Origin of the sequence: Bradyrhizobium sp. 62 (genome assembly GCF_023073035.1) — a bacterium.
Classification (GTDB): Bacteria; Pseudomonadota; Alphaproteobacteria; order Rhizobiales; family Xanthobacteraceae; genus Bradyrhizobium.
In genome coordinates, this window is sequence record NZ_JADPIT010000016.1 from 158,436 (window position 1) to 170,973 (window position 12,538).

The following is a 12,538-nucleotide window of genomic DNA, read 5'->3' on the forward strand; positions in this document are numbered from 1 at the left end:
AGTCATGATTGAACCGGGACGCTGGTGATTACTGGATCCTCCGTCTTCGCGGACGATGACAGCGGAGGGAGAGGTAGCAGTTGGGCACACGCCACTACTACGTTTACATCCTCGCCAGCAAAATCGGCGGAACGCTGTACATCGGCGTGACCAATGATCTCATTCGTCGCGTGGCGGAACATAAGTCGAAGGTCATCGAGAGCTTTACGGAGAGGTACGATGTCGCAAGGCTCGTCTATTTCGAGCAGTTCGACGATCCCGAGAATGCTATCAAAAGGGAGAAGCGGCTGAAAAAGTGGAACAGGGCCTGGAAGGTTCGATTGATTGAGAAGAGCAATCCGAGTTGGGACGACCTTTATCCCGGGATAGCCGGCCCACCATGAGTCCGTCATGCCCCGCGAAGGCGGGGCGTCCAGTACGCCGCGGCGGCCGCGATTGAACCGAAATGCTGGTGGGTACTGGATCGTCCGCCTTCGCGGACGATGACAGCGGAGGGGGCGACGACACCTCCTCTTTGGCCGGCAGGAGCGACACCTCCCTTGTGGCCGCCAGAATCTGCTAACACCACCCCATGACCGCACCCGACGCGACCTCGCCTGCCGGCCCCGGCACGGCCCCCACCTCCTGGCGTGACAGCCTTGCCGTTTACCTGCAGCCGCGGGTGCTGATCGTGCTGTTCCTCGGCTTCTCGTCCGGGCTGCCATTGGCGCTGTCGGGCTCAACGCTGCTGGTGTGGATGCGGGAATCCGGCGTCGATCTCAAGACCATCGGGCTGTTTGCGTTGGTCGGCACGCCCTACACGCTGAAATTCCTGTGGGCGCCGCTGGTGGATGCGATGCATGTGCCGCTGTTCACGCGCGCGTTCGGGCGGCGGCGCGGCTGGCTGCTGTTCTCGCAATTGCTGCTGATCGTCGCCATCCTGCTGCTGGCGCTGACCGATCCCGCGCGCTCGCCGTTCTACGTCGCGCTCGGCGCATTGCTGGTGGCGACGGCCTCGTCGACGCAGGACATCGTGGTCGACGCCTTCCGCGTCGAGAGCCTGCCGGAGAGCGAGCAGGCCGCCGGCATGGCGTCCTACGTCGCGGCCTATCGCATCGGCATGCTGATCTCGACCGCCGGCGCGCTGTTCATCGTCTCGGGCTTCGAGAGCACCGGCATCACCCGCACGTCCGCCTGGATGTGGGGCTATGTGGTGATGGCGGCGATGGTGCTGATCGGGACGATCACGGCGCTGGTTGCGACCGAGCCCGAGCAGTCGGTGCGGGCGGAAGCCGCGACGCAGACGCAAACCGCGTTCGCGCGCGTGCTGCACGCGGCGGTCGGAGCCTTCTCGGAATTCCTGACGCGCAAGGACGCGCTTGCGGCACTCGCCTTCGTCGTGCTGTTCAAGTTCACCGACGCCTTCTCCGGCACGATGACCGCGCCGTTCGTGATCGACCTCGGCTTCTCCCGCAACGACTATGCGGCGATCGTGAAGGGCGTGGGCCTTGCTGCGACGCTGATCGGCGGCTTTGCCGGCGGCTTCGTCGCCCGGCGCTATTCGCTCGCAACCAGCCTCTGGATCGGCGGCGTGGTGCAGGCGCTCGCGAATCTCTCCTTCTCCTGGCTGGCCTTCGTCGGCACCAGCCAATGGGCGCTCGCCTTCGCCATCACTTGTGAGAACTTCACCAGCGCCATCGGCACGGTGATCTTCGTCGCCTATCTTTCGGCGCTCTGCCAGAACCCGCTGCACACGGCGACGCAATATGCGCTGCTCACCGCTCTTGCCGCGGTAGGGCGGACCTATCTCTCGTCAGGCGCCGGCTTCGTGGCTGATACCACCGGCTGGCCGCTGTTCTTCGTGATCTGCATGCTGGTGGCGATCCCAAGCCTGGTGCTGCTGGCCTGGCTGCAGAAGCGCGGGCATTTTGATGCGCTGGGGCCGGTGAGGGTTTAAACCGGCTCTCTCACCTTCGTCATTGCGAGCGAAGCGAAGCAATCTGTCATTGCGAGCGAAGCGAAGCAATCCAACTATTTCCGCGGCACGGATTCTGGATTGCCTTCCGCAAGGCAACACTCTGGATTGCTTCGTCGCAAGAGCTCCTCGCAATGACGTCAGAGAGAGTGGCGCGCGCCCCCTACTGCTTCTTGATCAGGCTCCACTTCGTGATCACGGCCTCGCTCATCTGGCCGGGATCGCTGGCGCAGGCGACTTCGTCGACCTTGACCGAGATCTCCTTGCCGGCGAACGTCTTCAGCTGTGCGGCCTGCGCATCGCCGCTGGGAACGAGCTGGAAGGTTTCGGGGCCGGTCTCGAGATTGCACAACCCGTTCGGTGGCGGCAGCCGGCGCGGCTCGGAGGTGATCTGGTAGGTCGCAACCCGCTTGCCGACGTTCTTGACGTCGCGCACTTTCATCGTGTTCAGCTCGCCCGAGAGCACCTCGCCGGCATTGATCGGCTTGCCGGGCTTCGACGGCGGCGGAGCCCCGTCGTCCTGCTGCGCGGAGATAGCCGGCGTCGCCAGCATCGCCATCGTCGCAACCAAAGCCCATCGTGTGGCGAAAAGTTTCGTCATATCGTCCGTTCCGTAAGTCTGGATGTCTAGAACAGGGTACGCTGCCGCATCGCGGCCGATAGCGTACCTTCATCGAGATAATCAAGCTCGCCGCCGACCGGCACACCATGGGCGAGCCGGGTTACTTTTACGTTGGCGTCCTGAAGCAGGTCGGTGATGTAGTGTGCCGTGGTCTGGCCGTCGACGGTGGCATTCAGCGCCAGGATGACCTCATGCACCTGCGCCTCATGCGCGCGCGCGACCAGCGCCTCGATGGTGAGGTCCTGCGGGCCGACGCCGTCGAGCGGCGACAATGTCGCGCCCAGCACGTGATAGCGCCCTTGAGTGGCATTGGCCCGCTCCAGCGCCCAGAGATCGGCAACGTCGGCGACGACGACGATGATCGAGGGATCGCGCCTCGGATCGGTGCAGACCGTGCAGGGACTTTGCGTGTCGATGTTGCCGCAGGTCTTGCAGACCTGGACCTTCTCGAGCGCGACCTGCATGGCCGAGGACAGCGGCATCATCAGCGCTTCGCGCTTCTTGATCAGATGCAGCGCGGCGCGCCGCGCCGAGCGCGGGCCGAGGCCCGGCAGCCGCGCGAGAAGCTGGACCAGCCGCTCGATTTCAGGACCCGCAACAGCGCCCATATTACTGGCCGAACAGCCCCGACAGCCCCGGCGGCAGGCCGAGCCCGCCGGTGAGCGACTGCATCTTCTCCTGCATGGCGGCTTCCGCCTTGCGGCGGGCCTCGCCGAACGCGGTGACGAGCAGATCCTCGAGCACCTCGCGCTCTTCCGCCTTCATCAGCGAAGGATCGATCTTGACGCCCTTGACGTCCATCTTCGCGGTCATGCGCACAGCGACGAGACCGCCGCCGGAGATGCCCTCGACCTCGACGTTGGCGAGCTGGTCCTGCATCTCCTGCATCTTGGATTGCAGCTGCTGCGCCTGCTTCATCATGCCGAAAATATCGACCATCGGTGCTGTCCTTGGAAAATTGGCTCTAGAGATCGTCGCCGTCGGAACCGTCGGGCGGATCGTCACTGCCGTAGTCGGCGTTAATATCGGATTCCGGCGCCTCGGGGGCAAGCCTGCGGACCTCGACGACCTTCGCGCCCGGAAAACGCGACAGCACCTCGCGCACGCGCGGATCGGCCTCGGCGGTGCGCGCATGTTCCTGCTTGGCCGCCTGGCTCACCGAGCGCAGCGTCGGCTGACCCGGCTCGTTGGAGACGATCACGGTCCAACGGCGCCCGGTCCAGAGCTCGAATTTGCGCGCGAGATCGGAAATCATGGTCTTGGAGGCGTTGGGCTCGAGCGCAACTTCCAGCCGGCCCTCCTCGAAACGAACGAGGCGCATGTCGCCTTCGAGCGCGCCCTTGGTGAGGAGGTCGCGCTTCTGCCCGGCCAGCGCAACGAGCTGGGTGAAGCTCGTGACGCGCAACACCGGCGCGGCAGCTTGCGGATCCGGCGCGGGCGTTGCCATCTGCGGACGGGCACCACCGCCGCCGAAGGAGGACGGTGACGATGTCGGCATGCGAACAGGTGCAGCGGACGCCACCGGCCCCGCCGGCGCGTTGCGCGCGGCACTGCCGCCGCTCACGACCGGCGGACCCCCGCCGTTCTGCTCCAGCATCTTGATCGCTTCGTCCGGCGTCGGCAGGTCGGCGACATAGGCGATGCGCACCAGCACCATCTCGGCAGCCGCGGCGGGTCGCGTCGCGGCCTGCACCTCGGTGATGCCCTTGAGCAGCATCTGCCACATCCGCGACAGCACGCGCATCGAGATCTTCGAGGCGAAATCCCGTGCGCGCACGCGCTCGGTCTCACCATAGGCGACGTTGTCGGCGGTCGCCGGCACGATCTTCACGCGGGTGACGAAATTGACGAATTCGGCGAGATCCGAGAGCACCACGATCGGGTCGGCGCCGACGTCGTACTGGTCGCGGAACTCCGTGAACGCGGACGCGATGTCGCCACGCGCCAGGGAATCGAAAAGATCGATGACACGGGTGCGGTCGGCGAGCCCCAGCATCTGCCTGACGGCATCGGCCTTCACGGTGCCTGCCGCATGCGCGATGGCCTGATCGAGCAGCGAGAGCGAATCGCGCACCGAGCCTTCCGCGGCGCGCGCGATGATGCCGAGCGCTTCGGGCTCGATCTCGACGTTTTCCTTGGCCGCGATGTTGGCGAGATGCTTCATCAGCACGTCGGCCTCGACGCGGCGCAGGTCAAAACGCTGGCAGCGCGACAGCACGGTCACCGGAACCTTGCGGATCTCCGTCGTGGCGAACACGAACTTGGCGTGCTCCGGCGGTTCCTCCAGCGTCTTCAGGAAGGCGTTGAACGCCGCCGTCGACAGCATGTGGACTTCGTCGATGATGTAGACCTTGTAGCGGGCGCTGGCCGGCGCGTAGCGGACGCTGTCATTGATCTGACGGACGTCGTCGACGCCGGTATGCGAGGCCGCGTCCATCTCCAGCACGTCCATGTGCCGGCTTTCCATGATCGCCTGGCAATGCACGCCGAGCGTCGGCATCTGGACCGTCGGGCCCTTCACCGAGCCATCCGGCATCTCGTAGTTGAGCGCACGGGCTAGGATGCGCGCCGTGGTGGTCTTGCCGACCCCGCGGACGCCGGTGAGAATCCAGGCCTGCGGAATGCGGCCGGTCTCGAACGCATTGGAGACGGTGCGGACCACGGCCTCTTGGCCGATCAGATCGTCGAAGCTGGAGGGACGGTATTTCCGCGCCAGCACCCGGTAGGGCGTGCTGGCCTGGCCGGCGCTGTCAGGGTTGGGAGGGGCGCCAGCGTCGGTCATCGGTCGATCCGCAATGAAGTGTCTCTCGGCCGGCTTTTGCGGAAAGGAGCGCGCTGGCGGCCCGAGCCGCCGGCGCAATTCGCTCGGAAAAACAGGTAGGAGACTGACGAGCGACCCGATCCGGACCTCGTTAGGGCTGCTTCCTTCCGGACCTGACCCGGTTGGCGAGTGGCTCGTCCACCGCCAATCTCCCGATCCCTATTTGGGGCCAAAAGGACCGGAAAGCAAGCGGGTATCGGCTTGAACGGGCTGGGCTTCATGATGGTTTGCCCAGCATCCGGGCAATTCCCGGCCTGCCCAGCCGATAGGCTGTGCTTTCACTGCCGGAGGCGCCTTGGTAAGAACGCTGCCGGAACTTCTTCCAACAGAAAAGCGATTGATCCCAATGGTTACACGTCGTGATGTTGCATCGATTGTCGGACTTGGCGCGATTGGCGCGGCGACGCTGGCCTCCCCGGCCGTGGCGCAGACCGCCGATACCAACGAATCGACCTTCGCCCGCATCCGCCGCACCAAGAAGATGCGGATCGGCGCGGTCGGCGGCGGCGCACCCTATTACATGAAGGATCTTTCGACCGGCCAGTGGAAGGGATTTTACGTCGACATCGCCAAGGCGCTTGCCGAGGACATGGAAGCCGAGCTCGAGATCACCGAGACCACTTGGGGAAATTCGGTGCTCGACCTGCAGTCCAACAAGATCGACATCTTCTTCGGCCTCAACCCGACCCCGAAGCGCGCGCTGGTGGTCGACTTCTCGGTGCCGGTGTTCAACAACGCCTTCGGCATCCTCTGCAAGAAGGACTTCAAGCCGAAGAGCTGGGCCGAGCTGAACTCGCCCGACGTCAAGATCGCGGTCGACCAGGGCTCCTCGCACGACCAGGTTGTCAGCCGCCTGACGCCGAAGGCGCAGATCTCGCGGCTGAAGACCGCCGACGACGCCACCGCCGCGCTGCAGACCGGCCGCGTCGACGCGCAGTGCCTGATCACCATGCTGTCGCTGACCGTGCTGAAGAAGAATCCCTCGCTCGGCCAGTTCGTGCTGCCGACGCCAATCTTCGCCACCACCTCGAACGCCGGCTTCCGCCGCGAGACCGACAAGACCTGGCGCGACTACGTCAACACCTGGATCGACTTCAACAAGGGCCTCGGCTTCATCCGCAACGCGATCATCACCAACATGGAGCTGGTGGGCGTGACCGAGGCGGACATCCCGCCGGGCGTGTCGTTGTAGTCTTCCACTGTCATTCCGGGCGCCCGAAGGGCGAACCCGGAATCTCGAGGTTCCGGGTTCGATGCTTCTGCATCGCCCCGGAACGACAATGCCGGCGGTCAAGCCGTACGACGAGTGACACACGCATGTATCAGTGGGACTTCGGCATCCTCTGGAGCTATCGCTGGCTCTTTCTCAACGGGCTCGGCGTCACCGTCGGTTTCACCGTGGTCATCGTGGTGCTCGGGCTCGTCTTCGGCCTGTTCGGCGCGTTCGGCACCCTGTCGCGCTTTCACGCGGTGCGCCTGATCGCGCTCACCTTCATCGAGGCGTTCCGCTGCACGCCGATCCTGGTGCAGCTGATCTGGTTCTATTACGCGCTGCCGATCCTGGCAGGTGTCGAGATGACGCCGATCACGGCGTCCGCGCTGGCGCTGTCGCTCTATGGCGGCTCGTTTTATTCGGAGATCATCCGCGGCGGCATCATTTCGATCGACCGCGGCCAGTCCGAAGCCGGCGCCGCACTCGGCATGACTCCGGGACAGAGCATGCGGCGCATCGTGCTGCCGCAGGCGATCAAGCGCATGATCCCGGCGCTGATGAACCAGTCGATCATCCAGTTCAAGAACACCTCGCTGGTCTCGGTGCTGGCGGTGCCTGATCTGGTCTATCAGAGCCAGGTCGCCGCCCATGACAGCTACCGTCCGCTGGAAACCTACACCGCCGTCGCGGTCGCGTATGCGGCCATCCTGATTCCCCTGACCATCATGGTCCGGCGCGGCGAGAAGCGACTGGCGGTCGGCGAATGAGCGAGACTTCCAAGGACGCTTCCAAGAGCACCTCCAAGATCGAGATCCGTGGCTTGCGCAAAAGCTTTGGCAGCAACGAGGTCTTGAAGAGCATCAGCCTGGACGTCGCCAAGGGCGGCGTCGTGGCTCTGATCGGCCCATCCGGCTCCGGCAAGTCGACGCTGCTCCGCTGCATCAACCTCCTGGTGACGCCCGACGGCGGCAGCGTCCGCGTTGGCGACACGCGCTTTGCTTTCGGAGAAGGCACAACGCTGCCGGACGTGAAGACGCTGGCCAAATTCCGCGCCACCACCGGCATGGTGTTCCAGCATTTCAATCTGTTCCCGCACATGACGACGCTCCAGAACGTGATGGAGGGACCGGTCACCGTGCGGCGCATGGTGAGGGCTGACGCGGAGAAGCTGGCGCGGGCCCAACTCGCGAAAGTGGGCCTTGCAGAGAAGGCCAACCAATATCCGGCCACGCTCTCCGGCGGACAAAAGCAGCGCGTCGCGATTGCGCGGGCGCTCGCCATGGAGCCGGACGTGATGCTGTTCGACGAGGCCACCTCCGCGCTCGATCCCGAGCTTGTCGGCGAGGTGCTCGCCGTGATTCAGCAGCTGGCGTCGGAGGGCATGACCATGGTGATCGTGACCCACGAGATCGCCTTTGCCCGCGAAGTCGCCGGCCGTCTGATCTTCATGCGCGACGGCGTCGTGGTCGAGGAAGGCCCGGCGCGGCAGGTCATCGATCATCCGCAGGAAGCCGCGACGCGCGCCTTCCTCAGCCATTTCCACCGAACCGGCGCATTGCCGCCGGCCAACGCAGCATCGTGAGGTCCGAAATCAATCGCGTCTATCTCATCACCGGCGCCGCCAGCGGCATCGGCCGCGCCACTGCAAAACTGCTCGCGGGGCCCGGCACCGCGCTGCTGCTGCACACGCGCTCCAACGCAGCCGGCCTCGACGCCACCGCGGCGGAAGCCGAAGCCCAAGGCGCGATCGTCGCGAAATGCCTCGGCGACCTCGCCGAGGAGGCCGCGGTCACCGACGCCGTCGCCGCTGCACAAAGCGCCTTCGGCCGACTCGATGGATTGATCCTGGTCGGCGGCCATGCCCGCCGCGGCAGCGCGATCGGTACGCCGGCGGATCAGTTCCGCAAAGCGATGGACGAATCGGCGCTGGCGTTCACGCGGTTGGTGGACGCGGCGCTCCCGCTGCTCCGTGCGGGGCAGGATTCGCGGATCGTGGCAGTGTCGTCGTTCGTTGCGCACGCGATCCGGCCGGAGTTCGCGCCCTTCGCAGCGACGGCCGCGAGCCGCTCCGCGCTCGAAGCGCTGGTGCGCCTCACCGCAGTCGAGCTCGCCAAGGAGGGCATCACCGTCAACGCCGTCGCGCCGGGCCTCGTCGTCAAGGACAGGCCCAGCGAAAGCCGGCTGTCACCCGAACAGATCGCCGCGACCGAGGCGCTGATCCCGATGGGTCGCCGCGGGCGGCCGGAGGAGGTCGCCGAGATCATCGCTTTCCTGGCCTCCCCGAAAGCATCCTACGTCACCGGCCAAGTCTGGCACGTCAATGGAGGCCTGACATGACCGAAGCAACCGTCGAACGCATCAGGCTGTTCCTGATCGAAAGCCCGATCAAGATGGCGCGCCTGCAAGGCGTCGGCAACGTCAAGGGCACGGTGAAGCGCGTGCTGCTCGAACTGACGTCGAGCGACGGCGTGATCGGCTGGGGCGAGGCGGCACCGTGGGAAGTGTTCACGGGAACGCCGGAAGCGGCCTTCTCCGCGCTCGACATCTATTTGCGACCGATCGTGCTCGGCAAACCGGTGCGCCGCATCCGCGCGCTGATGGCCGAGCTCGATCGCGCGCTGGTCGGACATGCCGAAGCCAAGGTCGCGATCGAAATGGCGCTGCTCGACATCGTCGGCAAGTCGTCGGGATTGTCGGTCGCCGACCTGCTCGGCGGCCGCGTGCGCGACACGATCCCGCTGTCGTTCTCGATCGCCGATCCGGATTTCGCCGCCGATCTCGAACGCATGCGGAAGATGATTCCGGACGGCAACGTCATCTACAAGGTCAAGACCGGCGTGAAGCCGCACCGCGAGGATCTCGATCATCTCGCGGCGATCCGTAACGAGTTCGGCGACAAGGTCGACCTTCGCGTCGACTACAACCAGGCGCTGGCGCCGTTCGGCGCCATCAAGATCCTGCGCGACGTCGAGCAGTTCGCGCCGACTTTCATCGAGCAGCCAGTGCCGCGCAAATTTCTCGACGTGATGGCGCAGCTCACCGCGGCGCTGGAAACGCCGGTGCTCGCGGACGAAAGCTGCTTCGACCGCCGCGACATGATGGAGGTGGTGCGCCGCGAGGCGGCAGATGCCGTCTCGATCAAGCTGATGAAGGCCGGCGGCCTGTTCGAGGCGCAGGCGATCATGGCGATCGCCGACATTGCCGGCCTGCCCGGCTATGGCGGCACGCTGTGGGAGGGCGGCATCGGGCTTGCCGCCGGCACGCAGCTGATCGCGGCGACGCCGGGCATCTCGCTCGGCTGCGAATTCTACATGCCGCACCACGTGCTGACCGAGGACGTGCTGGAAGAGCGCGTCGCCAATCGCGGCGGCCACGTCGTGGTGCCTGACGGCCCGGGCCTCGGCATTCGCGTCAGCGAAGCCTCGGTCCGCGCCAATGCGCGGGTGCTTGCGGAGGGGTAAGACGTCGCCACACATTCGCTGTCGTCCCGGCGAAGGCCGGGACCCATACCCCCAGGGGGATGTTTTGCGAAGATTGGTCGTTCGGGATTAGCACCAACCGCAAACGATAGACCTCGCGGTATGGGTCCCGGCCTTCGCCGGGACGACACTGGTGCATGCGGCCCCTGCGGAGGCTCATCCTTCCCCAATCAAACTCCGTATCGTATGGTCCGGCCAAACGCGCCCGACCCCATCGGGCAATCTGGATACGCATATGTCCGAACCCGCCTGGTCGCTGCACTCCCGTCTGAAAGAGGACACCATCGACATCGGCGATTTGCCGCTGTCCAAGGTATTGGTCATCAAAGACGCGCATTATCCCTGGCTGCTGCTGGTGCCGCGACGCGCGGATGCGGTCGAGATCATTGATCTCGACGAGGTGCAGCAGGCGCAATTGATGACGGAGATCTCCCGCGTCTCGCGGGCGCTGAAGGAGATCACCCAATGCGACAAGCTCAACATCGCGGCACTCGGCAACCTCGTGCCGCAGCTTCACGTGCACATCATCGCGCGCCGCACCAGTGACGCCGCCTGGCCGCGGCCGGTCTGGGGCGTGATGCAGCCCTTGGCGCACGACGCCACAGAGGTGCAGACTTTCATCAGCGCGCTTCGCCGCAAGATCTGGTTGGGTTGAAAGAACAAGACATGTCAGCATTCGACTCGTTTCCGCTGGGGCAGCCGGCCTTCGTCACCAACATTCTCGACCGTGCCGCGCATCTGCGCCGCGATGACGAAAAGCTGTTCGCGCTGGAGCAGAAGCCGGCCTCGCGCGCCTATGTGGTCTACCGCGACTCGCTGCTGGTGAAGCGCGACGGCGAAAAAGTGCGCGCGCTGCTCGGAATCGACGAGGCGCTGAAATGCGGCGCCAATCCCGGCACGATCTTCTTAGGCTTGCGCGACGGCGCCGCGATGTTCGGGATGGGCCTGTCGCAGGCCGCGTCCGAGAAGCTGATCGGGCGTGAAGACTACGCCCTCAGTGAGCTGCGCGGCATGGCGATGCAGGGCGCGGTGCCGCCGCAGGAGCTGTCGGCGATCGCGATGGCGAAGTCGATGGTGAGCTGGCATCAGCGCCACGGCTATTGCGCCAATTGCGGCACGCGTACCGGGATGAAGGAAGGCGGCTGGAAGCGGGAGTGCCCGAGTTGCAAGGCCGAGCATTTCCCGCGCACGGACCCTGTCGTGATCATGCACGTCGCCGCCGGCGACAAATGCCTGCTCGGCCGCCAGAAGCAGTTTCCACCGGGCATGTATTCGTGTCTCGCCGGTTTCGTCGAGGCGGCCGAAACCATCGAGGACGCGGTGCGCCGCGAGATCCTCGAAGAATCCGGGATTCGCTGCACCGACGTGCAATATTACATGACCCAGCCTTGGCCCTATCCGTCGTCACTGATGATCGGCTGCAGCGCGCGGGCCGTGAGCGAGGACATCGTCGTCGATCACTCCGAGCTTGAGGATGCGCGCTGGTTCACGCGTGAGGAGGCCGCTCTGATGCTGACGCGAACGCATCCCGACGGGCTCGCCGGCCCGCATCCGTTTGCCATCGCCCATCACCTGCTCGGCCGCTGGGTGCACGACAAGAGCTGACCGCCGATGGCGCACTCTGTGATCGCGCCGCGCATCCTCTGCATCGGCATTCCCGTGCGCGACCTGACCTTTCGTGTCGAGGCCGTGCCCGCGCGCGGCAGCAAGGCGAATGCCAGCCATCTCGCGGAGATCTGCGGCGGCAACGCGCTCAATGCCGCGATCGCTATCGCGCGGCTCGGCGGCCGCGTCTCGTTCGCAGGTCCGATGGGCGATGCGCAGGAGACGTCGAGCGGCTTCATTCTCGAGCGCATGCGATCCGAAAATATCGACACAAGCCATATCGTGCGCATACCTGATGCGACCACGCCCGTCTCTGCCATCATCATTGACGCGACGGGCGAGCGAACGCTCACGATCTATCGCGATCCGGCCCTTTGGACAGTCGAGCTGCCCGACGCCGACAAGCTGCTCGCCGATTGTCAGGCGGTCCTCGTCGAGAGCCGCTGCGCATCGTTCTGCACGGATCTCTGCACTGAGGCACGCCGGCGCGGCATTGCCGTCATCGTCGGCGTCGATCGCGCGATGTCGTTGCAGGACGGCCTGCTCACGGCCGCCTCGCACCTGCTGTTCGCCAGCGAACAGGTGCAGGAGACCGCCGGCATCGCCGACGACGGCGAGGCGTTGCAGCGCCTGGCCGCGCTCACGCCCGCCTTCCTCGCCGCGACCCGCGGCCCGCGCGGTACGATCTGGCTGAACGAGAGCGGCGAACTGGAGCAGACGCCGGCGGTCCCGGTTCAGGCGGTCGATACGCTCGGCGCCGGCGACGTCTTCCATGGCGCCTTCACCCTTCGCCTCGCCGAAGGCGGCGGCGAGCGGGAGGCGGTGCAATTCGCCGCGGCCGCCG

Annotated in this window: 14 protein-coding genes and 1 other RNA gene; 10 read left to right on the forward strand and 5 right to left on the reverse strand. The window is 65.5% G+C overall.

Annotated features, from left to right (window positions below):
• The first annotated feature begins 80 nt into the window (after positions 1–80).
• Entirely contained in the window at positions 81–383 is a 303-nt protein-coding gene (locus IVB47_RS19745) for a GIY-YIG nuclease family protein (protein WP_247463490.1), read from the forward strand.
• Positions 384–571: 188 nt separating this feature from the next.
• Complete coding sequence (locus IVB47_RS19750) at positions 572–1,936, forward strand: MFS transporter (RefSeq protein ID WP_247463492.1); 1,365 nt, start codon at positions 572–574, stop codon at positions 1,934–1,936.
• A 181-nt stretch (positions 1,937–2,117) separates the two neighbouring features.
• On the opposite strand, the gene IVB47_RS19755 is transcribed toward IVB47_RS19750, so the two are convergent.
• The 5 genes from IVB47_RS19755 to ffs all read right to left on the reverse strand — a co-directional run bounded on the left by IVB47_RS19755 (position 2,118) and on the right by ffs (position 5,550).
• Positions 2,118–2,555 carry a hypothetical protein gene (locus IVB47_RS19755; RefSeq protein ID WP_027565800.1) on the reverse strand — a complete coding sequence of 146 codons (438 nt, stop codon included), beginning with the start codon at positions 2,553–2,555 and terminating at the stop codon, positions 2,118–2,120.
• Between the two features lie 26 nt (positions 2,556–2,581).
• A complete protein-coding gene (gene recR / locus IVB47_RS19760; RefSeq protein ID WP_007604678.1) occupies positions 2,582–3,184 on the reverse strand; it encodes a recombination mediator RecR in 603 nt (200 codons plus the stop codon).
• Between the two features lies 1 nt (position 3,185).
• Positions 3,186–3,515, reverse strand: a complete 330-nt coding sequence (locus IVB47_RS19765; protein WP_007597704.1) for a YbaB/EbfC family nucleoid-associated protein — start codon at positions 3,513–3,515, stop codon at positions 3,186–3,188.
• A gap of 25 nt (positions 3,516–3,540) precedes the next feature.
• Positions 3,541–5,358: a DNA polymerase III subunit gamma/tau gene (locus tag IVB47_RS19770; protein ID WP_247463494.1), complete on the reverse strand. Its 1,818-nt coding sequence runs from the start codon at positions 5,356–5,358 to the stop codon at positions 3,541–3,543.
• A gap of 95 nt (positions 5,359–5,453) precedes the next feature.
• An RNA gene (gene ffs, locus IVB47_RS19775) (signal recognition particle sRNA small type) lies at positions 5,454–5,550 on the reverse strand.
• A 193-nt stretch (positions 5,551–5,743) separates the two neighbouring features.
• Here ffs and IVB47_RS19780 point away from each other — a divergent pair.
• From IVB47_RS19780 to IVB47_RS19815, 8 genes are all read left to right on the forward strand, one after another.
• Entirely contained in the window at positions 5,744–6,589 is an 846-nt protein-coding gene (locus tag IVB47_RS19780) for a transporter substrate-binding domain-containing protein (protein WP_204512757.1), read from the forward strand.
• A 125-nt stretch (positions 6,590–6,714) separates the two neighbouring features.
• Positions 6,715–7,377 carry an amino acid ABC transporter permease gene (locus IVB47_RS19785; protein ID WP_247463497.1) on the forward strand — a complete coding sequence of 221 codons (663 nt, stop codon included), beginning with the start codon at positions 6,715–6,717 and terminating at the stop codon, positions 7,375–7,377.
• Positions 7,374–8,192, forward strand: coding sequence for an amino acid ABC transporter ATP-binding protein (locus IVB47_RS19790; protein ID WP_247463498.1), 819 nt, complete (start codon positions 7,374–7,376; stop codon positions 8,190–8,192). Before IVB47_RS19785 ends, IVB47_RS19790 begins: the two co-directional genes overlap by 4 nt.
• Entirely contained in the window at positions 8,189–8,947 is a 759-nt protein-coding gene (locus IVB47_RS19795; RefSeq protein ID WP_247463501.1) for an SDR family oxidoreductase, read from the forward strand. The genes IVB47_RS19790 and IVB47_RS19795 overlap by 4 nt, the downstream gene beginning before the upstream one ends.
• Positions 8,944–10,071 carry a muconate cycloisomerase family protein gene (locus IVB47_RS19800; protein ID WP_247463503.1) on the forward strand — a complete coding sequence of 376 codons (1,128 nt, stop codon included), beginning with the start codon at positions 8,944–8,946 and terminating at the stop codon, positions 10,069–10,071. Before IVB47_RS19795 ends, IVB47_RS19800 begins: the two co-directional genes overlap by 4 nt.
• A gap of 253 nt (positions 10,072–10,324) precedes the next feature.
• Positions 10,325–10,744 carry an HIT family protein gene (locus IVB47_RS19805; RefSeq protein WP_247285423.1) on the forward strand — a complete coding sequence of 140 codons (420 nt, stop codon included), beginning with the start codon at positions 10,325–10,327 and terminating at the stop codon, positions 10,742–10,744.
• A gap of 11 nt (positions 10,745–10,755) precedes the next feature.
• Entirely contained in the window at positions 10,756–11,694 is a 939-nt protein-coding gene (gene nudC / locus IVB47_RS19810; protein WP_247463505.1) for an NAD(+) diphosphatase, read from the forward strand.
• A 6-nt stretch (positions 11,695–11,700) separates the two neighbouring features.
• Positions 11,701–12,538: PfkB family carbohydrate kinase (locus IVB47_RS19815; protein WP_247463507.1), on the forward strand; the 838-nt coding region annotated here is incomplete at its 3' end.